At 69.3% G+C, this 25,522-nt stretch carries 20 protein-coding genes; 13 read left to right on the top strand and 7 right to left on the bottom strand.

Annotated elements, in window-relative coordinates; all coding sequences use genetic code 11:
- Positions 1 to 8: 8 nt before the first annotated feature.
- From CVV72_RS31795 to CVV72_RS31815, 5 genes are all read right to left on the bottom strand, one after another.
- Positions 9 to 1,007 carry a MurR/RpiR family transcriptional regulator gene (locus CVV72_RS31795; protein ID WP_370641834.1) on the bottom strand — a complete coding sequence of 333 codons (999 nt, stop codon included), beginning with the start codon at positions 1,005 to 1,007 and terminating at the stop codon, positions 9 to 11.
- Positions 1,008 to 1,216: 209 nt separating this feature from the next.
- Positions 1,217 to 2,992 carry a serine hydrolase gene (locus tag CVV72_RS31800; RefSeq protein ID WP_219147527.1) on the bottom strand — a complete coding sequence of 592 codons (1,776 nt, stop codon included), beginning with the start codon at positions 2,990 to 2,992 and terminating at the stop codon, positions 1,217 to 1,219.
- Between the two features lie 11 nt (positions 2,993 to 3,003).
- On the bottom strand, positions 3,004 to 4,272 hold the full coding sequence (locus tag CVV72_RS31805) for an exo-beta-N-acetylmuramidase NamZ domain-containing protein (RefSeq protein ID WP_219147528.1): 1,269 nt from the start codon (positions 4,270 to 4,272) through the stop codon (positions 3,004 to 3,006).
- On the bottom strand, positions 4,269 to 6,083 hold the full coding sequence (locus CVV72_RS31810) for a glycoside hydrolase family 3 protein (RefSeq protein WP_255632320.1): 1,815 nt from the start codon (positions 6,081 to 6,083) through the stop codon (positions 4,269 to 4,271). The genes CVV72_RS31805 and CVV72_RS31810 overlap by 4 nt, the downstream gene beginning before the upstream one ends.
- A 576-nt stretch (positions 6,084 to 6,659) precedes the next feature.
- Positions 6,660 to 7,457 carry an HAD family phosphatase gene (locus CVV72_RS31815; RefSeq protein ID WP_219147530.1) on the bottom strand — a complete coding sequence of 266 codons (798 nt, stop codon included), beginning with the start codon at positions 7,455 to 7,457 and terminating at the stop codon, positions 6,660 to 6,662.
- 564 nt (positions 7,458 to 8,021) lie between these two features.
- Between CVV72_RS31815 and ssd the strand changes: the two genes are divergently transcribed.
- The 8 genes from ssd to CVV72_RS31855 all read left to right on the top strand — a co-directional run bounded on the left by ssd (position 8,022) and on the right by CVV72_RS31855 (position 13,576).
- Positions 8,022 to 9,095 carry a septum site-determining protein Ssd gene (gene ssd, locus CVV72_RS31820; protein WP_219147532.1) on the top strand — a complete coding sequence of 358 codons (1,074 nt, stop codon included), beginning with the start codon at positions 8,022 to 8,024 and terminating at the stop codon, positions 9,093 to 9,095.
- Complete coding sequence (locus CVV72_RS31825; RefSeq protein ID WP_219147534.1) at positions 9,092 to 10,234, top strand: TadA family conjugal transfer-associated ATPase; 1,143 nt, start codon at positions 9,092 to 9,094, stop codon at positions 10,232 to 10,234. Before ssd ends, CVV72_RS31825 begins: the two co-directional genes overlap by 4 nt.
- On the top strand, positions 10,231 to 10,974 hold the full coding sequence (locus CVV72_RS31830) for a type II secretion system F family protein (protein WP_219147536.1): 744 nt from the start codon (positions 10,231 to 10,233) through the stop codon (positions 10,972 to 10,974). The genes CVV72_RS31825 and CVV72_RS31830 overlap by 4 nt, the downstream gene beginning before the upstream one ends.
- Entirely contained in the window at positions 10,968 to 11,546 is a 579-nt protein-coding gene (locus tag CVV72_RS31835; protein ID WP_219147538.1) for a type II secretion system F family protein, read from the top strand. Before CVV72_RS31830 ends, CVV72_RS31835 begins: the two co-directional genes overlap by 7 nt.
- Positions 11,547 to 11,659: 113 nt before the next feature.
- On the top strand, positions 11,660 to 11,833 hold the full coding sequence (locus CVV72_RS31840; protein WP_219147540.1) for a DUF4244 domain-containing protein: 174 nt from the start codon (positions 11,660 to 11,662) through the stop codon (positions 11,831 to 11,833).
- The gene (locus CVV72_RS31845; protein WP_219147542.1) at positions 11,833 to 12,177 is read left to right on the top strand and encodes a TadE family type IV pilus minor pilin; all 345 of its coding nucleotides are present in this window, start codon (positions 11,833 to 11,835) and stop codon (positions 12,175 to 12,177) included. The genes CVV72_RS31840 and CVV72_RS31845 overlap by 1 nt, the downstream gene beginning before the upstream one ends.
- Complete coding sequence (locus CVV72_RS31850) at positions 12,174 to 12,530, top strand: Rv3654c family TadE-like protein (RefSeq protein ID WP_219147543.1); 357 nt, start codon at positions 12,174 to 12,176, stop codon at positions 12,528 to 12,530. The genes CVV72_RS31845 and CVV72_RS31850 overlap by 4 nt, the downstream gene beginning before the upstream one ends.
- Positions 12,531 to 12,949: 419 nt before the next feature.
- Positions 12,950 to 13,576: a bifunctional DNA primase/polymerase gene (locus CVV72_RS31855; RefSeq protein WP_219147544.1), complete on the top strand. Its 627-nt coding sequence runs from the start codon at positions 12,950 to 12,952 to the stop codon at positions 13,574 to 13,576.
- Positions 13,577 to 13,589: 13 nt separating this feature from the next.
- Here the strand turns inward: CVV72_RS31855 and CVV72_RS31860 are convergent, their stop codons facing one another.
- Positions 13,590 to 16,055, bottom strand: a complete 2,466-nt coding sequence (locus CVV72_RS31860; RefSeq protein WP_219147545.1) for a DEAD/DEAH box helicase — start codon at positions 16,053 to 16,055, stop codon at positions 13,590 to 13,592.
- A 318-nt stretch (positions 16,056 to 16,373) separates the two neighbouring features.
- Here CVV72_RS31860 and CVV72_RS31865 point away from each other — a divergent pair, with 318 nt between their 5' ends.
- From CVV72_RS31865 to CVV72_RS31880, 4 genes are all read left to right on the top strand, one after another.
- The gene (locus tag CVV72_RS31865) at positions 16,374 to 18,668 is read left to right on the top strand and encodes a sodium-translocating pyrophosphatase (protein ID WP_219147546.1); all 2,295 of its coding nucleotides are present in this window, start codon (positions 16,374 to 16,376) and stop codon (positions 18,666 to 18,668) included.
- A gap of 114 nt (positions 18,669 to 18,782) precedes the next feature.
- A complete protein-coding gene (locus CVV72_RS31870) occupies positions 18,783 to 19,334 on the top strand; it encodes a hypothetical protein (RefSeq protein WP_255632321.1) in 552 nt (183 codons plus the stop codon).
- 91 nt (positions 19,335 to 19,425) lie between these two features.
- On the top strand, positions 19,426 to 20,010 hold the full coding sequence (locus CVV72_RS31875; RefSeq protein ID WP_219147547.1) for a hypothetical protein: 585 nt from the start codon (positions 19,426 to 19,428) through the stop codon (positions 20,008 to 20,010).
- Between the two features lie 34 nt (positions 20,011 to 20,044).
- Complete coding sequence (locus CVV72_RS31880) at positions 20,045 to 20,656, top strand: hypothetical protein (RefSeq protein ID WP_219147549.1); 612 nt, start codon at positions 20,045 to 20,047, stop codon at positions 20,654 to 20,656.
- Positions 20,657 to 20,984: 328 nt separating this feature from the next.
- Here the strand turns inward: CVV72_RS31880 and CVV72_RS31885 are convergent, their stop codons facing one another.
- Positions 20,985 to 21,797, bottom strand: coding sequence for a serine protease (locus CVV72_RS31885; protein ID WP_219147551.1), 813 nt, complete (start codon positions 21,795 to 21,797; stop codon positions 20,985 to 20,987).
- Positions 21,798 to 22,066: 269 nt separating this feature from the next.
- On the opposite strand from CVV72_RS31885, the gene topA reads away from it, so the two are divergent.
- Positions 22,067 to 24,964 carry a type I DNA topoisomerase gene (gene topA, locus CVV72_RS31890; protein ID WP_219147552.1) on the top strand — a complete coding sequence of 966 codons (2,898 nt, stop codon included), beginning with the start codon at positions 22,067 to 22,069 and terminating at the stop codon, positions 24,962 to 24,964.
- Positions 24,965 to 25,522 lie beyond the last annotated feature (558 nt).

A 25,522-nucleotide genomic window follows, 5' to 3' on the forward strand; every position in this document is an offset into this window, starting at 1 on the left:
TTTTTCGCTCATTTGCCGGTTTCCCGCGGCCGCCGCCTGCCGTCGGGCCGGACGCCCAGACGGTGCGAACCCACCGCGTCCCTGGTCGCGTCGAGCGCGTTGACCGACGCGTCCATGTGCCGCTGCGCGACACCGATGAACAGGCAGTCGATGACGGTCAGCTGCGCGATGCGACTGGCGGTCGCACCCGAGCGGAACGTCGTCTCCCGCGCGGCCGTGGTCAGTACGTGGTCGGCGACCTCGGTGATCGGCGAACGCGGGAAGTTCGTCACGGCGACGGTGATCGCGCCGTGCTCGCGGGCCACCCGCAGCGCCTCGACGGTATCCGTGGTCGCGCCCGTGTGCGAGATGCCGATCGCGACGTCTCCGGGGCTCAGCACGGCGGCCGAGGTCAGCATGATGTGCGTGTCCGACCAGGCGAAGCTGACCCGCCCGATGCGGTGCAGCTTCTGCTGCAGGTCCGCGGCGACGAACGCGCTCGCGCCCACCCCGTAGACGTCCACGCGGCCCGCGCCGGCCAGCACGTCGATCACCCGCTGTAGCGACGGGATGTCGAGCTGGTCGGCGGTCTCCTCCACGGCACGGGCGTCCGCGAAGCTCACCTTGCCGATGACCGCGGCCAGGTCGTCCTCCGGACCGATCTCGCCGCCGAGGTTGCGGGACGACCGCGCCTCGGACCGCGCGGTGTCGGCCGCCAGTGCGATCCTGAGCTGCGGATACCCGCCGACGCCGACCGCCTTGCAGAACCGCGTGACGGTGGTTTCGCTGGTGTTGGCCGCGAGCGCGACCTCGGTGATGCTGCGCCGCGCGACCGTCGCGGGGTCGTCGAGGACGACCTTCGCGACACGCTGCTCGGCCCGGGCGAGCCCGGGCAGGAGGGAGCGAATCCGGACGAGCGGGCTCGCGTCAGCGTCCCGTGTCGGCTGCGCCGGCACGGCCTCGGACGGTGCGGCCGCGATTACGGAATCGGTATCGCCCACCGTGGGAAAGTTACTAACCGTTGGCATCTGCGACAAGGCTACCCACACCCTTCGGGAAGATCGCAACCTATCCGTGTCTGCGGATTCGATTTGCGATTAATCGTTGACCAGAAAGTCGCTAACCAGGTCGAGGCCGTTAACGAGGTCGAGCTAACGACTTGGCAACTTAGTGTCGCGATGCAAGGGGATGTGTCCCGGTCAACGGGGCGTCCGGTCAGCGCATCGGAGCTGGCCGGTTACCTACGGCTCAACTTCCAGCCGGTAGCGACGAAAGTAGGCGGATTATGCTCACTGTCCAGCAGTGTGCGGCCGCGTTCAGTGACTTTCACACCGTCCAAGGAAATTCCCCGTCCGGTGTAACGGGCATCGGTCGTGTAACGCCAGCGGAGGGTGATTTGTGAGCTTTGTGGCACCTCGGCCGCCGCGCGCCACCAAGCCCGATGACCGTGCCCGCCGAGGCCGGCTTGGTCCCCGGCTGGAGCGCCTGGTCCGTTTGCACGCAGAGTAATCGTTTTCCAGGTCGCTCCGCCGTCGGTACTTATTTCCAAGAACAGCGAGTCCGAGGGCCCCTCGGTGTCCACGAAGGTGTCGAAGGAGACCTTCAGCGGCCCGCCACGCGTCTGTAACGGTTGAGTCGTGAGCGTGGCCGTGGAGACATCCCCGGCGCCGCTGAACCACGCGTCGTTGCCGCGCACCGGGCGGACGGCCATCGCCTTCGCCAGCGAGCTCGCCCAGGTCTCCCTGGCGATGTTGATCGAGCCCCAGTTCCGGGTCGGATGCACGCGGTTGGTGAGCAGGATCGCGAACGACCGCGACAGCGGGTCGATCACCAGCGAGGTCCCGGTGAACCCGGTGTGCCCGGCCGTCGAGGGCGCCGACAGCGCGCCCATGTACCAAGGCTGATCGAGTTCGAAGCCGAGGCCGTGCGCGTTGTCGGGGAACTTGTGGTTGTAGTTCGTCAGCATCGCCCGCACGGTCTCCTCGCGCAGGATCCGGTGGCCTCGGTACGCGCCACCGTTGAGGATCGCCTGCGCCAGCACCGCCATGTCGGCGGCCGTGGAGAACACGCCCGCGTGCCCGGCGACGCCGCCCAGGGACCAGGCGTTCTCGTCGTGCACCTCGCCGCGTACCAGCCCCCGAGGCGGCTTCGCGGCGTACTCCGTCGCCGCGACCCTGGCGAGCTTCGACGCGGGCGGGTTGTACCCGGTGTCGGCCAGGCCCAGTGGGGTGGCGATGCGGTCCTGGACCACCTTGTCCAGTGGTGCCCCGGCCACCTTCTCGACCAGGAAGCCGAGGGTCAGCAGGTTGATGTCGGAGTACAGGTACGTACTGCCCGGTGCGTTCTTCAGGGGGCTGTCGAGGACGGCCTTCCGGCGCGACGGGATGTCCGGGTAGCCCTCCCACAGCGACGGGAGCGGTGTCGCGGCGAAGCCCGAGACGTGGGTGAGCAGCTGCTGGACGGTGACGGCCTCCTTGCCGTTCACCCCGAACTCCGGCAGGTACCGCGCCACCGGCGCCGAGATGTCCAGCTTGCCCGTCTCGGCCAGCTGCATCACCGCGATGGAGGTGAACAGCTTCGAGATCGAGGCCATGTCGAAGATCGTGTCCGCGCGCATCGGCACCTGCTGCTCGGGCGGCAACTCGGTGCCCTTCGCGTCGGCGTAGCGGACCGCGCCGCCGACGGCCTGCCGCTCGACGACCACGCCGTCGTGCGCCAGCAGGCCGACCGCGCCCGAAAAGTGCGGATGCCCGGTGGCGTCCGGCTTCGTCCAGCTCTCGATGAACCGCTCGGCCGCTTTGATCGGCTCCGGGTCGAGACCGACGTCGGAGGGTGCGCCGTCACGCAGGACGGTGGCCGCGGGCGCGAAACCTTCACGCGGCTTGTCGAACCGGCCCGCCGCGCGGTCGCGCTGCTGCTCGCTCCCTGGAATCGCCTGTGCTCCCGCCGTCGACAGCGTGGTCGCCGCGACCAGTACGGAGACGGCCGCGATCAGGATCTTCCTAACACGCAAGGTCGTTCCCCTCAGCGATAGATGAGATGGCGACGGCGTTTCCGGTCGAACTCGGCCAGTTCGGCCTGCCAGGACCCGACGATCTCGTCCACTCCCGCGCCTTTGTCGATCATCGTGCGCAACCTGTCGGAGCCGGAGAGCTTGTCGAGGAAGTTGTCGGGCCGCCATGTGAACTTGTCCGGGTGCACCTGTTTCGCGGTGACGAACATGGTGACCGCGGTGCGGATGGCGTCGAAGGCCCGCGGGTCCGTGACCGTCACCTGCACGCCGCCGCAGGGCTCGTTGACGAACTTGCCGAACGTCGGCACGAAGTACGCCTCGCGGAACTTCACCCCGGGCAGCCGTTGTTCGCCGAGTTTCTCGCGCCAGCGCCAGTCGAGGCCCGGCGCGCCGACGATCTCGAACGGCCTGGTGGTGCCCCGGCCTTCGGAGAACGCGGTGCCCTCGAACATCCCGGTGCCGGGATAGACGAGCGCGGTATCCGGCGTCGGCATGTTCGGGCTCGGCGGGACCCACGTCAACCCGGTGCGTGCGAAGAGCTGATCACGGCGCCAATCACGCACTTCGACGATTTCGAGCTTGCCCGGCGTGACACCTTCGGCGGGCAGGAACTCGGCGGCGAAGAACCGCGCGAGCTCGCCGACGGTCATGCCGTGCTGCTGCACGATCGGCTTCCGGCCGACACCCGAGGCGAACGCCGGGTTCAGCATCGGCCCGGCGGCCTTGCCGCCCAACGGGTTCGGCCGGTCCAGCACGACGACCGCCGCACCGGCCTTCGCCGCCGCGACCATCGCCGTGTACAGCGACCAGATGTAGGTGTAGAACCGCGCGCCGACGTCGGCGATGTCGAAGACGACAGTGTCGACGCCCGCCTTCGTGAACATCCCGGCGAGCTTCGTCGCGTCGGCGCCGTACGCGTCGTAGACGGGTACGCCGGTGCGTGGATCGGTGTAGTCACCTTCGGAGCCGCCCGCTTGCGCGCTGCCGCGGAAACCGTGCTCCGGCCCGAACGCGGCGAGCGGCCGGACCCCGGCGGCGACCATCGAGTCGACGATGTGGTCGCCGCTCGCCAGTACTCCCGTCGGATTCGACAGCACACCGAGCTTGCGGCCGGACAGCGGCGCCCAGCCCTTCGCGGCGAGCACGTCCGCTCCGGTGCGGGTGAGCGGGGGACCTTTGCTCTCGCTTTCCGGCTGGGCCCCCGCGACGGAGGACCCGGCCGTCAGCGCGGGGACCGCGAGCACACCGGTGGTGAGGAAGTGGCGGCGGTTGAGGCTCACCAGGTCAGTCCGTGGCCGAAGGGGTACTTCACCGTGCCTACGTCCTTGCCCGCGGGAACGTCCACCGGCAGCTTGCCCTGCGGCTTCACCTTCCCGAGGATCACCTTCGCCAACGCTTCGAGCGAAGGCGAGATGTAGCCGTACGTGGCGAGCCACGTCTTGATCGGGTTCTCGTAACCGGCGTCGTACGGGATCTGGGCGGCGACCGCGACGACGGGTTTCCCGGTGTCGGCCAGCGCCTGCAACAGCTTGCCCTGCAAGGGATACGTACCGACGTTGTTGGTCAGCACGACGACGAGGTCGACGTTCTTCGCCGCCGCGACGGCCTGGGAGATCTGCGCGTCGGTCGGCGTCTGACCGGTCTGCAACGCGGTCGCCTGCGTTCCGTGCGCGGTGAGCTTCGCGGCCAGCGACGTCGTCGTGCTCACGCCCCAGCCGGTCACGAGTGTCTTCGCGGGCTGCTGCTCGAGCGGCAGGACACCGCCGTCGTTGCGGATCGCGGTGACCGACCGGTCGGCGATGCCTTGCGCGGTCGCGAGGTTGGCCGGCGTGCCGACCTTCGACATCACCTTGGCCGGGTCGACGAACGGCGAGGTCAGGATGCCCCGGTTCAGTTTGAGCTTGAGCACCCGCAGGACGCTCTCGTCGATGCGGCGCTCGGTCAGCTCGCCCTTGCGGACGGCGTCGAGCACGGAGTTGATCGCGAGTTCGAGGTTCACCGGCATGAGGAGCTGGTCGATACCCGCCTTGAGGGCCAGCACCGGGATCTCCGCGTCGGTGTGCATCTCGCGCACGGCGTCCATCGACAGCGAGTCGGTGACGACGACGCCGCGGTAACCGAGTTCCTCGCGCAGTTTGCCGGTGAGGATCGGCTTCGACAGCGTGGCCGGCTCGCCCGACGGGTCGAGGCTGGGGAACTGGATGTGCGCGCTCATGATCGAGTCGATGCCCGCCTTGATGGCGGCCTTGAACGGCGGCACGTCGGTCGCGCGCCAGCTGTCCTCGCTGCGGTCGATCCTGGGCAGCTCGTGGTGGCTGTCGGTGGCCGCGTCACCGTGACCGGGGAAGTGCTTCGCGGCGGCGGACACCGTCTCGGAGCGCCGTCCGGAGTTCTGGAAGCCCTTGACCTGCGCTTCGACGAACTGGCTCGCCAGCTCCGGGCGACCGGAGAAGGACCGGACACCGATCACCGGGTTGGCCGGGTTGGAATTCACGTCGGCGTCGGGTGCGAAGTCCTGGTTGATGCCGACGGCGCGCAGTTCGTGCCCGAGGATGCGGGCGGCTTCCTGCGCGGCCTTGGTGTCACGGCCCGCCGAGATCGCCATCGCGTTCGGCAGCTCGGTGGCGGGGGCACCCATCCGGGTGACCGTGCCGCCTTCCTGGTCGGTCGCGATCTGCAACGGGATACGGGCGCCGCTGCGGAGCGCGGCCCGCTGGAGCCCGTTCGAGAGCTTGGCGACCTGCACCGGGTCGTCGAAGTTGTCGCGGCTGTCGTTGTTGAAATAGATGACGCCGCCCAGGTGGTACTTCTCGATCACCTGCGCCGGGGTGTCGACGCCGAAGTCGGCCTTGTTCTTGGCGTTGACCTCGTCGGCGGACTTCCCGTTCACCCACGTGACGAACAGCTGCCCGACCTTCTGCTCCAGGGTCAGCCCGCGCAGCGTCCGCTGCGCCTCCACGTCCGCCGTCACCGGCTGCGCGGTCGCCGGAACCGCCACCGAGGCTCCGGCACCCAGGGTGAGCAGGCCCGCGAGGGGCAGGGCGAGCGCATGGATCCTCCGATGACGGGCGTGCGCGGTTCGGGTCGTCACCTCAAGCCTCCCAGATTCGTGCCTGACTCTCAGATGGAAAGAAGTCCACCTGGAAGCACTGATATCCGGAAGCTACCCACGAGCACTTTGCTTGTCCATCGGCCACCCGCACGAACGGTCCGTTCATACACAAAGGGACGCGAAGGGGCCTGTCACGCTTGAAAACGGGGGCAAAACACTGGCGGCGCCCGTCGGCAAGAAGCCGGCGGGCGCCGCCAGTCGGTGCGGACCACTCGGGCGACCAAGCGTGCAACTCTGGTCGTACCTTCATGGACTCGGCGTCCGGCGTCCCGGTACGCAGTCCCTAGACGACGAGCCTCCCGCGGCGCGCTGCGCGTGGGTACCCGGTGTCCGCACACGGAGATTCGCCGGGGTGGAACAGGCTTCTCTTCTACCTGTTCCCTGGCCGACCGAACGTCCGCACCTACTTTCTACGCCGTGAGCCGGGTCACTTCAAGTGCGCAGACGGGTGCACCGGTACAGAGGCTCGATCTAGTGACACGGGCACCCTCCGCGACGGACAATTCGCGGCCCTGACTGCGAAAACCGGTTCGGTACCGCCGTGTGGGTGTGCGCTCAGCGGGTACGTTTGCGCCGGTTGTAGCCGTACCAAGTGGCCCCCGCGGCGACGGCGCCGAGCGCGACTAAGCCGGCCGAGCGCGCCGGGATCCGGGTCCGCAGCGACATCGGGTGCTCGAAGGCGAGGATCTCCCAACCCTGCTCCGTCGCGTGCTTGCGCAGCACGCGGTCGGGGTTGACCGCGTGCGGCCGTCCGACGACCTCGAGGAGCGGGATGTCGGTGCTGGAGTCGGTGTACGCGTGGCACTGGGCGAGGTCGTAGCCGTAAGTCGCCGCGAGCTGCTTCGCCGCGACGGCCTTGTTCTCGCCGTAGCAGTAGAAATCGACTTCGCCCGAGTAGCGACCGTCCACGATCTGCATCCGCGTGGCGACGCTGCGCGTCGCGCCGAGCATTTCGGCGACGGGCGCGACGACTTCCTCGCCGGTCGCCGACAGCACCACGACGTCGTGCCCGTCCGCGCGATGCGAGGAGATCAGTTCCGCCGCCTCCGCGTAGACAAGCGGATCGACGACGTCGTGCAGCGTTTCGCGGACGATCGCGGAGACTTGCGCGACATCCCATCCGGCGCACAGCGCGGAAACCTCGGCCCGCATCCGCTCGGTCTTCGCCGCGTCCGCGCCCGCGAGGGAGAAGACGAGTTGGGCGTACGCGCTGCGAAGCGCGGCTCGGCGGTTGATCAGGCCTTCGCGCAAAAGCGGCTTGCTGAAGGCCAACGCGCTCGATGACGCGATGATCGTCTTGTCGAGATCGAAGAACGCCGCGACCTGGCTGGGCGTCGTACTGGGTCGGTCCACTCGCCAAGGATAGGAGAGCCGGACGGCCGCGCGCCCGTTGGTCGACCACGATCGGGATGCCGCGGTGGAAAATCCACGACCGCGTACCCGCTCCGGCGTGTCGTGCCGTTATCGAATTGTGGGTACGGAGGTCGCCCGCAACGGGCCGGTACCGGAGTTACAGTGAGATTGTCCGGTATTGCACCGGGCCCAGGTTCAGTCCGACCCCCCGGGGCTGAACCCCAGGCGGCCCTCGTCCCTCCCCCCTGGCGAGGGCCGCCTCCTTATCCCTTGCGGTGCCAATGGTTCAGACCTCGTTTCTCGTGAAAAGCGTGCCAGGACAAGGCTGAACTCGCCGGGAGTTCGTTAACTTTCTTTTCTCTCAACCCTTTTCGCGCTCTCGCCCCAGGGTGAGAGGTGTCCTGGATCCGTGCGGTGAAGGACCGACGAAAACCGGTTTCTCGTGGCGGAGTTGTCCACAACACCCCGGTTGTCCACAGGCGGGACGGAATGGCGTTGTGCGCGGCGGGGGCCGGCGCGACCGTGGAGTCATCACCCGAGTCCGACCGAATCACTGGGGGAGCCATGACCGCGGAACATCCGCTCGTCGTCGCCGGCGACGACATCCTGCTCGACGAGATCCTGCGCGTGGCCGCGGCCGCGGGCTGCGAGGTCGAGCGCGCATCCGATCTGGCCGCCGCCCGCGGAAGGTGGGCCCGCGCGCCGCTCGTGGTGCTCGACGAGGAAGCCGCGAGCGCGCCGAACCGCTTGCTGCGAAGGAACAAGGTCCTGCTGGTCTGCAAGGGCGCGCCGACGCCGGTGACCTGGGAGCGTGCCTTCAACACCGGTTCGGAGAAGGTCCTGTCGCTCCCGGACGAGGAAGGCGACCTCATCGGCGAGTTCGCCGACGTCGTCGACGGGCCCGCGCGTGACGACGGTGTCGTCATCGGGATCATCGGCGGGCGGGGCGGTGCCGGGGCTTCCGTGCTGGCGGCCGCCGTCGCGTACCAAGCGGAAAAGTCCGGCACCGGCGGGCTGCTGGTCGACTGCGACCCGCTCGGTGGCGGGGTCGACGTCCTGCTCGCCGCCGAACGCGATCGCGGGCCCCGCTGGCCGGAGCTCGACCTCGGCGGCAGGGTGTCCATGGCCGCTTTGAGCGAAGCCCTGCCGCGAAAGAAATACTCGACCGGCTCACTGTCCTTTGTGTCCTATGGCAGGGAAGGCCGCGGCCCCGGGCCGGAGGCGATCGAGGGTGTGCTGAACGCCGGACGGCGGGCGGGACGGACGGTCGTCTGCGATCTGCCGAGGTATTTCGGCGCCGAGACGGCCACCGTGCTCGGACTGGCCGATCTCGTCGTGGTCGTCGTACCCGCCGAACTCCGTGCCTGTGCCGCGGCGAAACAGGTCATCGCCAGGCTCGAACCCCACGCGACGAGGATCGGTGTCGCGGTCCGCGGGCCGTCGCCCGCCGGGCTGATCCCGCAGGAGATCGCCGACGCGGTCGGCGTCCCGCTCATCACGTCGATGGGCCGCGAGCGGGCTCTCTCGGTCGCGCTCGACCGCGGCGAATTCGTCCCGAGACATCGCGGGCACCTGGCCACGGCCGCCACCGAGGTCCTCGCGGCCGCGCGCGGAAACCTGGCCGGTGCCGCGCGATGACCGAAGATCTGGTCGAGCGGGTCCGGCGGCGGCTGGCCGGATCGGCGGCCCCGGCGGATCCGGTGAGCGTCGCGCGGGCGGTCCGCGCCGAAGCGGGCGGCGCACTCGGTCAGGACGCCGTACTCGGAGCGGTCCGGCTGGCCCGCGACGAGTTCGTCGGCGCCGGCCCGCTCGCGCCGCTTCTCGAAAAGTCCGGCGTCACCGACATTCTCGTCACCGCTCCCGACAAGGTCTGGGTGGACACCGGCACAGGCCCCAAGAAGACGGAGATCCGTTTCGCCGATGAGGAGGCGGTCCGCAGGCTGGCCCAGCGGCTCGCCCTCGCCGGCGGGCGGCGGCTGGACGACGCGCAACCGTTCGCCGACTGCTGGCTGCCTGGAGTGGGGCCACAGGGCCGGGTCAGGATGCACGCGGTACTCCCGCCGCTCGCGCCCGCCGGGACCTCCCTCTCGCTCCGCGTTCTCCGGCCCGCCACCCATGACCTCGCCGAGCTCCGGCTGCGCGGGGTGTTCGGCACCAGCGGTGCGGAGCTGCTCGACTCGGTCATCCGGCGACGGCTCGCATTCCTGGTCTCCGGCGCGACGGGGTCGGGCAAGACGACCTTGCTCGCCGCGTTGCTCGGCGCCGTGCCGCCGGGCGAGCGCATCGTCTGCGTCGAGGACGCCGGAGAACTGCAACCGGACCATCCACAGTTCGTCAGCCTGCTCACCCGCCCGGCCAACGTCGAGGGTGCGGGCGAGATCGGGCTGAGCGAACTGGTGCGGCAAGCGTTGCGGATGCGCCCGGACCGCCTGGTCGTCGGTGAGGTGCGCGGTGGAGAGGTGATCGCGTTGCTCAACGCGATGAACACCGGGCACGAGGGCGGCGGCTGCACCCTGCACGCCAATTCCTCGGAGGAGGTCCCGGCCCGCATGGAGGCGCTGGCCGCGCTCGGCGGCCTGAAACGGGACGCGCTGCACAGCCAGCTGACGGCGGCGGTGCGGGTGGTCCTGCACATGGTCCGGTTGCCGAGCGGGATCCGGCGGCTGGACGAGGTCGGTGTCCTTCGGTCCTTCCGAGGTGAGGCCAAAGTCGTTCCGGTGTGGAGCAAAGGCACCTGGATCGGTGACGAGACGCCCTTCGAGGAGCTGGCGGCATGAATCCCTGGTTCCTGCTCTCCTGCGGCGCGGGGCTGGCCTGCTGGCCTGAGCCGATGGTGCGCGCGCCGATCGCCTGGCGTTCGCCCCGGGTGGTTCGGACGGGCTGGTGGCCTCTGCCGGCGCTGCTCGTCCTGCCGTTCCTCGGGATCGGCTGGGCGGTGGCCGTACTCGTGTTCACCGTGACCGTCCGCCAGGAGGTCCGGTCGCGGGCACGGGCGAAGGCGGCGCTGGCCGAAGCCGAGCTCAGCGCGTCCGTGCTGCGGACGATGATCGGTGAACTCCGCGCCGGCGCCCATCCGGTGACGGCGGCCGAAGCCACCGCGGAGGCGATCCCCGCGGCGTCCGAGCGGCTGCGCGGACTCATCGCGGCCGCCCGGTTCGGTGGTGAGACCGTCGCCGATCCGGACGCGCCACCGGCGCTGGTGAACGCGTGGACGCTCGCGAACCGGTTCGGGCTGCCGATGGCCGACGTGCTCGATGCCGCGCGGCAGGACGCGGAGGCGGAAATCGGTTTCCGCCGCCGGCTCAAAGCCAAGATGGCCGGTCCCCGGGCGAGTGCCGCCGTGCTCGCGGCTCTCCCGCTGGTGTGCCTGCCGCTCGGCGAGGCGATGGGGGCGGGCCCCGTCCAAGTCCTCACCGGGACGGGCGCCGGGCAGCTGCTGCTCGTCGTGGGCAGCGGACTCGTCTGGGCGGGCACGGCATGGTGCCGGGCCCTCACCGGTCGGGTGGCGTCATGCTGACCGGCGCGGCGTTGATCCTGCTGGGTGGTGCCGTCTTCTGTTGGCCGTACGTGGCGACCGGAGGCGTAGCGCGGCCAGGCCGGCTGTTCACGCGGCTTCGGGAACGCCCGCCCCGGGACAAAGGCACCTTCGAACTCGTCCGGTCGGCGGCCACCCTCGATCTGCTGGCCGCCTGCTTGGCCGGCGGGCTGCCAGTACCCGTCGCGCTCGAGGCCGTCGTGCCGACCGCCTCTCCGAAGACCGCGGCTGCTTTGCGTTCGGTGGCGTCGCACCTCGCCGTGGGTGTCGAGCCGGCGGAAGCCTGGGCGCCGGTCCGTGACCGGCCTGGCCTGACCGAACTGGCCGTCGCCGCCGTCCGGACGGCGCGGGCGGGCACCGCGCTCGCCACGCACGCGAAGGACCTCGCGCGAAGACTGCGCGAGTCGCTTTCCACCGAGGCCGAGGAACGCGCGGAACGGGCGGGAGTGCTCCTGGCGGCCCCGATCGGCCTGTGCTTTCTCCCCGCGTTCCTGTGCCTCGGTGTCCTGCCCGTCGTGCTCGGCCTCGCCGGGCGGCTCGACGGCGTCCTCTGAGCGCCGGAGAGCGGCGCTGAAGAAAGCGCGAGAAGCGATCGAAAGACGTGAACACGGCCGCGTCGATCGCGGTCGCGGGTTCACCGACCGGCTATCACTGAAAGGCGATTCCCTTGAACAAGCTCCCCACCTTCCGTGAAGACGACGGCATGGCGACGATCGAATACGCCATCGCCACCCTGGCCGCCGCCGCGCTGGCGACCCTCCTCTACTTGGTCATCGACAGCGAACCCGTCCGCGCCGGGCTCACCGCGCTCATCGAGCGGGCCTTGTCGGTGAAGTTCTGATGCGCGGGGAGGATCGCGGCTCCGTCACGGTGGAGGCCGCGCTCGGCATCGGCGCGCTGACCTTCGTCTCGGCCCTGTTGCTCGCCGGGATCGGCGTCGCCTCCGACCAGCTCCGCTGCACGGACGCGGCCCGCGAGGCCGCCAGGCTGCTCGCCTGCGGCCAGCCCGCCCGTGCCGAACAGGCCGTGCGGGAGATCGCGCCGCCCGGCGCCCGGCTGAACATCGTCCGCGAAGGCGACACGATCACGGCCGGCGTCGAGGCCGAACCGGTCGCCGGGCTCCTGCCCGGTATCCGGCTGCGCTCCAGCGCCTTCGCCATCGCCGAGCCGGGGAGCGGGCCGTGACCGCCGACGATCGCGGCGTCGCGACCGTGTGGACCGCCTCGCTCGTCGCCGTCCTGGTCGCCGCGGCGGCGGTCGCCTTCTGGATCGGCGCGGCCGTCACGACCCGGCACCGTGCCGAGGCCGCCGCGGACCTGGCGGCGCTCGCGGCGGCATCACACGCGTCGGACGGTCCCGCCGCGGCCTGCGAACGGGCGCGGCAGGTCGCCGTCCGGATGTCGGTCACGCTGCTGAGCTGCCGGTGGGAACGCGGCGACGCCCTGGTCGAAGTGCGCTCTGAGCCGTCGGGCCGGCCGGCGGTCGCCGGTCGGGCGGAGGCACGGGCCCGGGCGGGTCCGGTCGACCGGCCACCGTGACGGACGTCGCCCGGTGAACGGTCGCCGGGCGGTGACCGGCCGGTAGTACGCGCGAGTAACCGCTGGGCGCGAGCAGCGGTCGTTGAGGCGCGGCGAGCGGTCGAACCCATGATCAGCTCGCCGCCGAACGGCCGCCCGCCGCTCATCCTGAGCGCCGTCACGCAGGCGGGAAGCCCAGGTCGGCTGCGACCAGCGGCTCCATCCCGGTCGCGCGGGCCCGTTAACCGGACGTCCGGCGTTCGGTCCGTCCGGTCGCACTACCGCGCGTTCATCGCTAAGTAACCGCCGGTTGTCGCGTGAGGTCTTCTCCCGATGTGCAACTTGCCGTTTATTGAGATGTGCGCCACTTCGAAAGCTCGCCGAGGCCGGTGCGGACAGAGACAGACACAGGACAGAGTTGACCTGAGGCAGGGACAGTAATGTTGGACGCGAATTGGCCGGACAGCTGGCGGGGCGCCTTCCGCATCGAAATGCGTGCGGAGGCGATCGGTCTCGCCTGGCGTGGCTGGCCGGTGCTCCCGGGTGCCGAGCCCGCGGCGCTCACCGCCGAAGGAGACGACCTCACCTGGCGGCGTCCCGTCCCGGCCCAGGACAACTGGCGCGAGCTGACCGAGACCCACCCGCACGAGGTCGCCACCTGGTTCGGCGACGACACGCACAGCCTGCTCGTCGCCACCGGCACCGTGCTCGACGCCATCGAGGTCGACGACGAGCTCGGCAAGGCCGCCGCCCGCCTGCTGCGCGCCACCGGGCACCCCGCCCCGATCGTCGCGATGCCGAACGGCCGCTGGCTGTTCCTCACCACCGTCGCCGCGAGCATCCCGCGGGAACTGGCCGACCAGGCCTCGATCCAGTGGCACGGTGCGAACGGCTACATCCCGCTGCCCCCGTCGCCGTTCCAGCACGGTGTCGTGCACTGGCGGGTCAAGCCCGAGGTCTGGGGCTGGCAGCTGCCCGAGGCCGCCGAGGTGCACGACGTGCTCGTCCGTGCGCTGGCCGGCGACCAGGCCGTCGCCCCGGTGGCGAGCCTCAGCACCGCCGCCTGATCAACCCACAATTTCAAACCACCAAGTGGCCGGACACGGACCCGTGCTGACGCAAAGCCCCGAGCACGGTGTCCAGAACGGCCACCGCCCCCGCCTTGTCCAGCGGATCGTTGCCGTTCCCGCACTTCGGCGACTGGACGCAGGACGGGCAGCCGGCCGGGCACTCGCAGGAAACGATCGCCTCCCGCGTTGCGGCCAGCCAAGGGACAATCGCGGCAAACCCGCGGTCGGCGAATCCCGCACCCCCGGGATGGCCATCGTGCACGAACACCGTCGCCTCCCCGGTGTCTTCGTGCCACGCGGTCGACACCCCGCCAATGTCCCAGCGGTCGCAAGTAGCGAACAGCGGTAGCAGGCCGATCGCCGCGTGCTCGGCGGCATGCAGGGCACCGGGGACGCGCGCCGGATCCAACTCGGCGCCCGTCCCCGGTGCCCCGCCAAGTTCCTCGGTCCCCACCCTGGAGCCTCCGGTCCCCACCGGCTCCAGAACTTCGGTCCCCGACCGATGGCCCCCGGTCCCCGCCACGCCATCGGACGCGCCGAGCAGCTCGGCGGAGATCGTGTACCAGACGGCACGCGTGTGCAGGCTCTGCTCCGGCAGATCCAGCGGAGTCTGGTCCAGCACCTCACCGGACGGACGTCTCCGCAAGTAGCCGACCACTTGCGAGCTCACCGAAACCTCGCCCAGGTTCACCGTGACCCCGCCGTGCACTCGCTTCTCTTCGGTGCGCAACACGCTGATGTCGACGATCTCGCGCGGTGACGTGGTCCAGTCCGGGTCCTCCGCGTGAACCAGGGCGAGCCCGGTCTCCAGATCCAGTTCGTCGACCACGTAGGACGAACCCTGGTGCAGGTACACCGCGCCGGGATGGACCGCGTAACAGGCGGAACCCGGGTCGACGGTGCCGAGCATCCGGCCGGAATCGGCTTCCACCACGGCGATCTGCTCGCCACCGGAACCCCGGATGCCGACCTCGGCGTGCGGCCGGTCGCGCGAGGTCCAGTACCAGCCGCTCGTGCGGCGGCGGACGATCTTCTCCTTGACCAGATCGGCGAGTACGGCGCGTGCCGCGTCACCGCCGAAGGCCGCGACCTCTGGTTCGGTCAGCGGGAGTTCGGCGATGGCGCAGGCCAGTTGCGGTCCGAGCACATACGGATTCGACGGGTCGAGGACGGCGGCCTCCACCGGTCGGTCCAGGATCGCGGCCGGATGGTGCACGAGGTAGGTGTCCAGCGGATCGTCGCGGGCCACGAACACGACCAGTGCCGCGTCGCCCGCGCGCCCGGCCCGGCCCGCCTGTTGCCAGAACGAAGCGAGCGTCCCCGGATAGCCTGCCAGTACCACCGCGTCCAGCCCGGCGATGTCGACACCGAGTTCGAGCGCGTTCGTCGTCGCGACACCGAGCAACCGCCCGGACAGCAACGCCGCTTCGAGGGCTCGCCGTTCCTCCGGGAGATATCCGGATCGGTACGCGGCGACGGATTCCGCCAGCGCACCGTCCACTTCGGACAGAATGCGCCTGGCGCCGAGCGCGGTCAGCTCCGCGCCCCGCCGCGACCGGACGAAAGCCAGCGAGCGAGCGCCTTCGATGACCAGTTCGGCGAGGATCCGGGAAGCCTCGGCCCCCGCCGAACGCCGCACCGGCGCCCCGTTCTCGCCCGAGAGTTCCGACAGCAGCGGGGGTTCCCACAGCGCGACCGTGCGCTCGCCGCGCGGCGAGCCGTCCTCGGTGACGGGGACACAGTCGTGTCCGGTGAGTTTCGACGCGAACGCCGCCGGGTCCGCCGTCGTCGCGGACGCGAGGACGAAGACCGGCGAAGCGCCGTAGTACGCCGCGACCCTTCGCAGCCTGCGCAGCAGCAGCGCCACATGGGAACCGAAGACACCGCGATAGCTGTGGCATTCGTCGACGACGACGAACGAGAGCCGTCGGAAGAACCGGGACCAGCGCGCGTGTGACGAGAGGATCCCGCGGTGCAGCATGTCCGGGTTCGTGAACACCCAGTTCGCGTGCGCGCGGACCCAGTCCCGCTCCTCCAGCGGAGTGTCGCCGTCGAACGACGCCGGCCGGGTCTTCTTGATGTCCAAAGAGGACACTGCGCGCAGCTGGTCGGCGCCGAGCGCCTTGGTCGGCGACAGGTACAGCGCCGTGGTCCGCTCGTCCTCGACGAGTGCCGAGAGCACCGGCAACTGGTACGCGAGCGACTTGCCCGAGGCGGTGCCGGTCGAGATCACGACGTGCCTGCCCGCGCGAGCCAGGGACGCGGCCTCCACCTGATGCCGCCATGGCGCCTCGACCCCGTTCGCCTTCAGCGCCTCGACGACCGGACCCGCCGCCCACTCCGGCCAGTCCACGCGATCCGCCGGACGGGCCGGCAACTCGGCCACATGGGTGACCGGGTACAGCGAAGCCGGGATCCCCGCCGTCGCGCGGTCGAGAAGCCGCCGGCCCTTGCCGGATCGCACCGTGCCGTCCACCTTCGGAAGCTTGGCACAGCGCACCGACAGAAACGGTCCGCCGCCGGACAGAACAGGCACTGGAAGCGGCCCCCGATGATCGATACAGTGACCAGCCTCACAAGATTACGGAACGTACGGTGGCGGGGACGCCTTGCCGCCCGCCATCCCACTACCAATACACTCCCGCAATCCACACCGTCTGTGGCGAGCGTCATGTGAGACGTGCCTTGCAGTGCGACTAGCGTGACGTTCGGCTCAGATCCCCATGCCAACGTCGGCACGCCGGTTCCATCGGCGGATCGTCGTTGGCCAACGGCGACGTCTCCAGGAGGACGAATGTCCCGGCAGTTCCTCGCGGAGGGCGAACTCACGCTCTCCGGAGGTGGTTACACCATCGTCGGTGTGATCGCCGTGGTCGCCCTTGCCGCACTGGTCATCGGCTACGTTCTGCTCAAGGAGGTCTTGGCCGCCGGCCAGGGCACCTCCAAGATGCAGGACATCGCGAAGGCAGTGCAGGAAGGCGCGGCTGCCTATCTCAAACGGCAGCGCAACACCCTCGTGATCTTCGGGGGAATCGTGTTCGTGCTGCTCTTCGCTTTGCCGGCCGATGACTGGAACGAGAAGATCGGCAGGTCCATCTTCTTCTTGGTCGGCGCCGGATTCTCCTTCGCGATCGGCTATCTCGGCATGTGGCTGGCGACGCAGGCGAACCTTCGCGTCGCGGCCGCTTCGCGCGAGGAAGGCGGTCGCGAGAAGGCGATGCGCCTGGCCTTCCGCACCGGTGGCGTCGTCGGCATGATCACCGTCGGTCTCGGCCTCTTCGGCGCCGCGGTGGTCGTCCTGGTCTACACCGGACAGGCCCCGAAGGTGTTGGAGGGCTTCGGTTTCGGTGCCGCGCTGATCGCGATGTTCATGCGTGTCGGCGGCGGTATCTTCACGAAGGCCGCCGACGTCGGCGCGGACCTGGTCGGCAAGGTCGAGCAGGGCATCCCCGAGGACGACCCGCGCAACGCGGCCACCATCGCCGACAACGTCGGTGACAACGTGGGCGACTGCGCCGGCATGGCGGCGGACCTCTTCGAGTCGTACGCGGTCATGCTCGTCGCGGCGCTGATCCTGGGTAGCACGGCCTTCGGCGTGCACGGCCTGATCTTCCCGCTCATCGTTCCCGCCATCGGCGTGATCACCGCGGTCATCGGTGTCTACATCACCAAGGCCAAAGCGGGTGAAGGCGGCCTGGTCACGATCAACCGCTCGTTCTACATCTCCGCGGGGATTTCCGCGGTGCTCTCGACGATCGCCGCGTTCGTCTACCTGCCCGGTTCGTTCTCCGAGCTGACCAGCGGTGCCACCAACGAGTCCGGCAGCCCGGCGCTGATCGCGACCATCTCGGTGATCATCGGCATCGTGCTCGCGGCGGTCATCCTCAAGCTGACCGGCTACTACACCGGCACCGAGCACAAGCCGGTCAAGGAGGTCGGCAAGTCCTCCGAAACCGGTGCGGCGACGGTGATCCTGGCCGGAATCTCGGTCGGTTTCGAGTCCGCCGTGTACACCGCGCTGGTCATCAGCGCGGCCGTGTTCGGTGCGTACCTGCTCGGTGGCGGCGTCGCGCTGTTCGCTGTGGCGCTGGCCGGTACCGGTCTGCTCACCACGGTCGGCGTCATCGTCGCGATGGACACCTTCGGCCCGATTTCGGACAACGCGCAGGGCATCGCCGAGATGTCGGGTGACGTCGACGAGGACGCGGCGCAGATCCTCACGGAACTCGACGCGGTCGGCAACACCACCAAGGCCATCACCAAGGGCATCGCGATCGCCACGGCGGTCCTCGCGGCGACGGCGCTGTTCGGGTCCTATCAGGACGCGATCAGCAAGGCGCTGAAGTCGATCCCGGAGGCGGCCGAGGCGAGCACGAGCGCGGTGAACTTCTTCGTGAACTCGGTGGTCAGCCCGAACACCCTGGTCGGTGTGATCATCGGTGCCGCGGTCGTGTTCCTGTTCTCCGGTCTCGCGGTCAACGCGGTGTCCCGTGCCGCCGGCGCGGTCGTCTACGAAGTGCGCCGCCAGTTCCGGGACATCCCGGGGATCATGGAGGGCACCACCCGTCCCGAGTACGGCCGGGTCGTCGACATCGTCACGCGTGACTCGCTGCGTGAGCTGACCACGCCCGGTCTGCTCGCGGTCTTCGCCCCGATCGCGGTCGGCTTCGGCCTCGGCACCGGCGCGCTCGCCGGCTACCTGGCCGGTGCGATCGCTTCCGGCACCCTGATGGCGATCTTCCTCGCCAACTCCGGTGGCGCCTGGGACAACGCGAAGAAACTCGTGGAGGACGGAAGCCACGGCGGCAAGGGTTCGGACGCGCACGAGGCCACCATCATCGGTGACACCGTGGGTGACCCGTTCAAGGACACCGCCGGTCCGGCGATCAACCCGCTGATCAAGGTGATGAACCTGGTGTCGGTGCTGATCGCCCCCGCGGTCGTGCAGTTCTCGATCGGCGCGGACGCGAACGTCGCCGTCCGGATCGGGATTTCGCTGGTCGCCGTCGCGATCATCGTCGCCGCGATCGTCGTCTCGAAGCGGCGCGAGTCGGTTCTTTCCGACAACCCCGCGCAAGCGAAGGCGTAACTCCGAAAGTTCCGCCCGCCGGGCCCGCCACGATCTCCCGTGGCGGGCCCGGCGTCTGTCCGGCGAGGGCTAATGTCTGCGCGTCACACCGATCCGATCCGGGGAGTCCCTGCCATGAGGCGTTCGATCATCCTGTTCGCCGCCGCTTTCCTGCTGGCGGGCTGTGGTGGCGCGGAGCCGGCGGCCGCTCCTTCTCCTTCTTCTCCCGCGCCCATGGCCGGAAGTTCCTGGATGGACGGTTTCTGCGGTTCGCTGATCGACTTCGCCAAGATCGGCGATTTCAGGATGCCCGATTTCGAGCAGGACGACGTCGCCGGCGCGCGGAAGGTGATGGACGAGGCCTTCGGGGTGTTCGCGCCCGGTTTCGACAACGCGGTCACCGGTTTGGGGAAGCTCGGCCAGGCGCCGAGCGCGGAAGCCGACGCGGCGCGCGAGAGCATCGTCGCCGCGCTGACGCCGATCCGGGACAAGGTGCTCGCCGCGAAGGCCGCGCTCGACGCGGCGCCGAAGGACGACAAGGCCGCCGTGGCGGCCGCCGCGGTTTCCTTCCGGCAGATCGGATCCGACATCAACGACATGCCCGAACCGTTCCAGCAGCTGGAAACGAACGTTTCGTTGAAAACACTGGCCGCGCAGGCCCCGAACTGCAAGAAGCTGCCTTCCTGACGCTTCTTTCCGCCGCGTTGATTTGCATTGCCCACCGGTATCGGTACCGTCGGGGGCCAGCCGGGAAGTCGTCAGGTCGGGAGGTGTTTTCGTGCGGCCGCGGTTCACCGTCCTTGCCGCGCTAGCAACAGGTATCGGACTCGGCCTCGCCGGGTGCGGGCACCAGCCCGCGGTGACTTCCCACGCCAGACAAGAAGGTCTCGCGACGGTCAGCGCGTCGGAGGCCGACCCCGCCTCCGCTTGGACAGAGGGATACTGCGGCGCGGCGGGCGGCCTCGTCCGGACGCTGGCGACGCTGCCCAGCGTCGATCCGAGCACGCCGCAGCAGGCTTCCCGGACGTCCAGCGAGCTGATGACCTCGGTGGTCGAAGGGCTGGATCGCACGTCCGCGGCCTTCGAGAACCTCGGTCCGGCGCCGGTCGCGGGCGGTGACTCTTCGCGTACGTCCGCCGTCGCCCAGCTTGAAGGCATCCGGGCCCGCGCCGACGACGTCCGTCACCGCCTCGGCTCCTCAAGCGACCCCGAAGCGACGAAGACGGCGCTTCGTGACGCGAGGACGTCCCTCGACGAACTAGACCGCCTCGACCTTCTCAGGGGCCTTAACGACGTTCCTCAGCTCGCTGCGGCGAGCAGCCGGATCCCGATTTGCCAGGAATTGGTCAAACAACCTCGCTGAGTCACCCCGCGATCACTGGCCATGACTCGAACTTGTGTTCTATTCTGTCCGGGTGGACGGGACGATCTCGCTCTTCTCGGCGGAGGCGAGCGGGCCGGGGCTCGCCGACCTCGCCGGTGTGCTGTGCGGGCCCGGGCGGATGACGGGTTTCGGGCGGACGGCCGCGCGGCTGTCCGCCGTGGTCGACGAGCCGTGGCGGGCGGGTGCCCTCGCCAGGGAATGCCGTCGGCGCGGCGCGGAGGCGCAGGTCTCGGCCGCCGAATGCGGGCGGCCGCTCGTGAGGACGCCGTTCCGTGTCGACCTGCTGCCCCTGGAGCAGCGCTGGAACCGTGGTGAAGAGAAGGTCCTGCCGGAGGGCTTCCGGCTCGACGGGGCGATGTTGAGAATGTGGGCGCTCGCGGCGGGCAGTCCCCAGGGCAACGGCTACCTGCTCGCGCTCGATCCGGAGGCGCCGGAGACGCACGAGCGGCTGATCACGGCGCTGGCCCAGCTGGGCGTGCCGGCGAAGGCGCAGAAGGGTGAAGAAGCGCTGCTTCGGGTCACCGGACGAAGGCGGCTCGCGCATGTGCTGGAGCTGATCGGAGACGCGCCGGCGGGTGCCGAGCCCGCTTGGCCGAGCCTGGTGCCCGTGGTCCGTGCGGTTTGAACTCGTGAGTGGTGAGGACGGTCAGGACAGCCGTGGCTTGGTGTCCGCTGCCGAGCGGTTTCGCGTGCTGGGGACGGCTCGCGTGAGTGGGGAGACGACACGTGTGTTCAGACGGCCGACTCTCGTGATGGGACGGACGACACGTGCGCTTGACCCGAGTACGGGAGTGTCGTCCATTCAGTCACGCGTGTCGTCCGCCTGATCACACGTGCCGTCCGCCTGATCACGCGAAAAGGCCGTCTGGTCACGCGCGGGCTGGACGGCACAAAGCCCTCGTGAGTGGCTAGGACGGTCAGAACCGACTAGCCGCTCACGAGGGGGTGAGACGTCAGGGTTTAGGCGCCCGGCAGTTCGGGTTCGAGAGGTCGAGTTCACTGTGAGAGAGACAGGAGGTCAGCTGGTAGGTCTGCTGCCCGTAGTTGATGCCCTTCCGCACGGTCACCTTCCCGGCCGCGTCGACCTCGCACGGGTTGTTCATCGTGCACCGCTGGCCGCTTTCGTTGCCGGTGTTGTTGACGCCGACGACCTTGCCCGTCGACCTCTCGACGATCGGCGAACCCGAAGTCCCGCCGATCGTCTTGCACGCCGAGGTGTACCTGATCGAGTCCTTCCAGACCCAGTTCGCTTCGCGCAGCTCGTGGACGAAGCCGTCGACGTTGCAGGAGTAGATCTTCTTCCAGTAACCCGACACCACGTCCATCCCGATGCCCGCCGACGGACGGGTCGGCGAGAGCGTCAGCGGGGCGATACCGTAGGCCGACTTGATCTTGGCGTAGCTGGTGTCGAGCTGGTAGAGCGAGACGTCGGTGTCGGTCATCGTCGCGTAAAGCAGCTTCTTCGCCTTGAGCGTGCCGAGCGAAGAGCGGCCGTCCTTGGACAGCAGGCTGAAGGTCCGCGACGACGGCTTGTCGACGATTACTTCTCCGGGGTCCGGGAAACCTTCTTGCAGGCAATGGCCGTTGGAAAGGACGAGGGCGGGGTCGTCGAGGCTCGCCTCGGGTGGTTTGACCACCGACCCGGAGCAGTTCGACAACGCCACGGTTCCGGCGAAAGTGGTCGTGGCCGCTTGCGCCGGCGCGGTGCCGACCAGTGCGGACGCGGTCAGCATGGCGAACAGCGTGCCGAGGAGTCGTCGGGTCACGTGGAGTCCTTTCGGGTCGGCGTGGACATCAAGTGAAGCGTTGGCGGGCGGCGAGCCACCACCGTCGAACGGAGGGTGTTCGCCCCGTCACGCGGGACCCCAGGCGGACGTGTCCGACATCACGTGCTAGGTGTTGAAAGGAAACATCGACGAGGTCAGCGGCGATGCGCTGGACACACGATCGGCGGCGTGTTGCACCACCTAGCCGTGGTCCGGGCGGTGCGAGCGTGCACACTGACGGGTCGAGAGGCGGCGCGAAGGCGCCGAAGATGAGCGGAGAGCAGGACAGCGTGGCAGGAGCACGGACGAAGAAGACCGCGGCGTCGGACGACGGCGCGGGCCGTCGTCGGCTGGTGATCGTCGAGTCGCCGACCAAGGCCCGCAAGATCGCCCCGTACCTCGGCGGTAACTACGTCGTGGAGTCCTCCGTCGGACACATCCGCGACCTCCCTCGCGGCGCGGCCGACGTCCCCGCCCAGTACAAGGGCGAGTCGTGGGCACGGCTGGGTGTCGACGTCGACAACGACTTCAAGGCGCTCTACGTCGTCACGCCGGACAAGAAGTCCAAGGTCACCGAACTGAAGAGCCTCCTCAAGGACGTCGACGAGCTCTACCTCGCCACGGACCCCGACCGCGAGGGCGAAGCCATCGCGTGGCATCTGCTGGAGACCCTCAAGCCGAAGGTCCCGGTGCGCCGGATGGTCTTCCACGAGGTCACCGAGCAGGCGATCCGCGCCGCGGCCGACAGCACCCGCGAGCTCGACGGAGACCTCGTCGACGCGCAGGAGACCCGCCGCATCCTGGACCGCCTGTACGGCTACGAGGTCTCGCCCGTGCTGTGGAAGAAGGTCATGCCGAAGCTTTCGGCGGGCCGCGTGCAGTCCGTCGCGACCAGGATCGTGGTCGAGCGGGAGCGCGAGCGCATGCGCTTCACCTCGGCGTCGTACTGGGACATCTCGGCGACGATGGACGCCGGCGCCGACGCGTCTCCGCGCAACTTCCCGGCCAGGATGATCGCCGTCGACGGCGCGCGACTGGCCACCGGCCGTGACTTCGGCTCCGACGGGCAGCTGAAGGCGTCCAACAACGAGATCCGCGTACTGGCCGAGGCCGACGCGGTCCGGCTGGCCGAAGCGCTGAAGAACCGTGACTTCAAGGTCGCGAGCGTCGAGGAGAAGCCGTACACGCGGAAGCCGTACGCGCCCTTCATGACCTCGACCCTGCAGCAGGAAGCGGGCCGCAAGCTGCGGTTCACCTCCGAGCGCACCATGCGGATCGCGCAGAAGCTGTACGAGAACGGGTACATCACTTATATGCGTACCGACTCCACGACGCTGTCGGAGTCGGCGATCTCGGCGGCGCGCAGCCAGGCGACGCAGCTGTACGGCAAGGAGTACGTCTCGCCGTCGCCGCGCCAGTACACCCGCAAGGTGAAGAACGCGCAGGAAGCGCACGAGGCGATCCGTCCTTCCGGCGAGGTCTTCCGCACGCCGGGCCAGGTCGCGAAGGATCTGGACACCGACGAGTACCGGCTTTACGAGATGATCTGGCAGCGCACGATCGCGTCGCAGATGGCGGACGCGAAGGGCACCACGATGTCGGTGCGCATCGTCGGCACCGCCACCAGCGGCGAGGAGGTCACGTTCGCCTCGTCGGGCCGCACGATCACCTTCGCCGGGTTCCTGAAGGCGTACGTCGAGGCCGTCGACACCGAGAGCGGTGGCGAGGCGGACGACAAGCAGAGCCGTCTCCCGCAGCTGGTCAAGGACCAGGCGCTGACCGCGACCGAGCTGAGCCCGGACGGGCACACCACGTCCCCGCCGGCGCGGTACTCGGAGCCGAGCCTGGTCAGCAAGCTCGAAGAGCTGGGCATCGGCCGCCCGTCGACGTACGCGTCGATCATCAAGACCATCCAGGACCGCGGCTACGTGTGGAAGAAGGGTTCCGCGCTGGTGCCGTCCTGGGTCGCGTTCGCCGTGATCGGGCTGATGGAGCGACACTTCGAGCGGCTGGTCGACTACGACTTCACCGCCGGCATGGAGGACGAGCTCGACCGCATCGCCGCCGGTGACGAGCACCGCACGCAGTGGCTGTCGAAGTTCTACTTCGGCGGAGACATGGGCGTCGACGGTTCGGTCGGCCGTCTCGGCGGGCTGAAGAAGCTGGTCGGCTCGGGCGTCGAGGACATCGACGCCCGCGAGATCAACTCGATCCCCCTGTTCACCGACGCCGACGGGCACACCGTCGTGGTGCGTGTCGGCCGCTACGGCCCGTACCTCGAGCGCGAGGTCGACGGGACGTCGCAGCGGGCGAACCTGCCCGAGGATCTGCCGCCGGACGAGCTGACCAAGGACATCGCGGAGAAGCTGTTCGCGACGCCGCAGGAAGGCCGCGTACTCGGCAAGGATCCGGTCAGCGGACACGAGATCGTGGCGAAGGAAGGCCGCTTCGGCCCGTACGTCACCGAGCTGCTGCCTGAGCCCGAGCCGCTGCCCGAAGGCGCCACAGCCGCGCAGAAGAAGGCCGCGAAGGCGAAGCAGCCGAAGCCGCGTACGGGTTCGCTGTTCAAGTCCATGTCGATCGAGACGATGACCCTCGAAGACGCGCTGAAGCTGCTCTCGCTGCCGCGCGTGGTTGGCAAAGACCCGGAATCCGGCGACGAGATCACCGCGCAGAACGGGCGTTACGGGCCGTACCTGAAGAAGGGCACGGACTCGCGTTCGCTCACGACCGAGGATCAGCTGTTCTCGATCACGCTCGAAGAGGCGCTGAAGATCTACTCGGAGCCGAAGCAGCGTGGCCGGTCCGCCACCGCGAAGCCGCCGCTCAAGGAACTGGGCGACGACCCGGTGTCCGGTAAGCCGATGGTGGTCAAGGACGGCCGATTCGGTCCGTACGTGACCGATGGCGAGTACAACGCGACGCTGCGGAAGTCGGACAGCATCGAGGAGTTGACCGCCGAGCGCGGCGCCGAACTGTTGGCCGAGAAGCGCGCGAAGGGCCCGGCGCCCAAGCGCAAGGCTCCCGCGCGGAAGACGGCGGCGTCGAAGACGACGGCCACCAAGTCGACCGCGGCCAAGAAGACCACCGCGGCCAAGTCGACGGCGACCAAGACCGCGGCGGCGAAGAAGCCCTCGACGCGCTCGACGGCCACGAAGACGAAGTAGCTCCCTTAGCGCGCTAGAACGGGCCGTTACTTGCAAATTTGCAAGTAACGGCCCGTTCATAGCATCCGGGGGCAGAAGCGAAGGTTCGTCCGGGGGCAGGAAGCGGCCCGGTGATCGGCCGCAGGCGAGACAGGACGAAGTGCGTCCGGGGCGAGCTGCGGCACGGCCTCCCAATCCCAGCGGGTGATCCGGGCGCGTTCGGATCACTTAGGCGCACGAAGGTGGTCCAGTACGCGATCATCTGCGCCGAAAGACGTTTCCGCGCCTCGCCCGGCGACTGTTCGAGCGCGATGCCGAGGGCGGGAACGGAGTCAACCGACACCCGACAGGACGGCCGGGCGTTCCGGCGAGCAGGAAAGACCGGCCTCCACCGGACACCGGATCCTCGTCGAGGCGCCGCCGAGGAAGATCTTCAGCGACGCGCGCATCCGGGTGCGTTAGCGCGGCGGCGAATCCGAGGTTCGGCTCCAGGTGCGCCCGCGGCGCCTCGCTCTCGGACGAGTTCCTCCTTGTCCGCGAAGCGGGTTTCGCCTGGCGTGCGGGGGTAGCCGAACTCGG

The sequence above is a fragment of the Amycolatopsis sp. TNS106 genome, from assembly GCF_019330265.1.
GTDB classification, from domain to species: Bacteria; Actinomycetota; Actinomycetes; order Mycobacteriales; family Pseudonocardiaceae; genus Amycolatopsis; species Amycolatopsis lurida.

What these genes read in the sequence shown, in the direction of transcription:
- CVV72_RS31855 (WP_219147544.1), top strand. Translation starts at nt 12,950, where the DNA reads ATGTTGGACGCGAATTGGCCGGACAGCTGGCGGGGCGCCTTCCGCATC.
- CVV72_RS31830 (WP_219147536.1), top strand. Translation starts at nt 10,231, where the DNA reads ATGAATCCCTGGTTCCTGCTCTCCTGCGGCGCGGGGCTGGCCTGCTGG.
- CVV72_RS31870 (WP_255632321.1), top strand. Translation starts at nt 18,783, where the DNA reads ATGAGGCGTTCGATCATCCTGTTCGCCGCCGCTTTCCTGCTGGCGGGC.
- CVV72_RS31835 (WP_219147538.1), top strand. Translation starts at nt 10,968, where the DNA reads ATGCTGACCGGCGCGGCGTTGATCCTGCTGGGTGGTGCCGTCTTCTGT.
- CVV72_RS31795 (WP_370641834.1), bottom strand. Translation starts at nt 1,007, where the DNA reads ATGCCAACGGTTAGTAACTTTCCCACGGTGGGCGATACCGATTCCGTA.
- ssd (WP_219147532.1), top strand. Translation starts at nt 8,022, where the DNA reads ATGACCGCGGAACATCCGCTCGTCGTCGCCGGCGACGACATCCTGCTC.
- CVV72_RS31865 (WP_219147546.1), top strand. Translation starts at nt 16,374, where the DNA reads ATGTCCCGGCAGTTCCTCGCGGAGGGCGAACTCACGCTCTCCGGAGGT.
- CVV72_RS31845 (WP_219147542.1), top strand. Translation starts at nt 11,833, where the DNA reads ATGCGCGGGGAGGATCGCGGCTCCGTCACGGTGGAGGCCGCGCTCGGC.
- CVV72_RS31825 (WP_219147534.1), top strand. Translation starts at nt 9,092, where the DNA reads ATGACCGAAGATCTGGTCGAGCGGGTCCGGCGGCGGCTGGCCGGATCG.
- topA (WP_219147552.1), top strand. Translation starts at nt 22,067, where the DNA reads ATGAGCGGAGAGCAGGACAGCGTGGCAGGAGCACGGACGAAGAAGACC.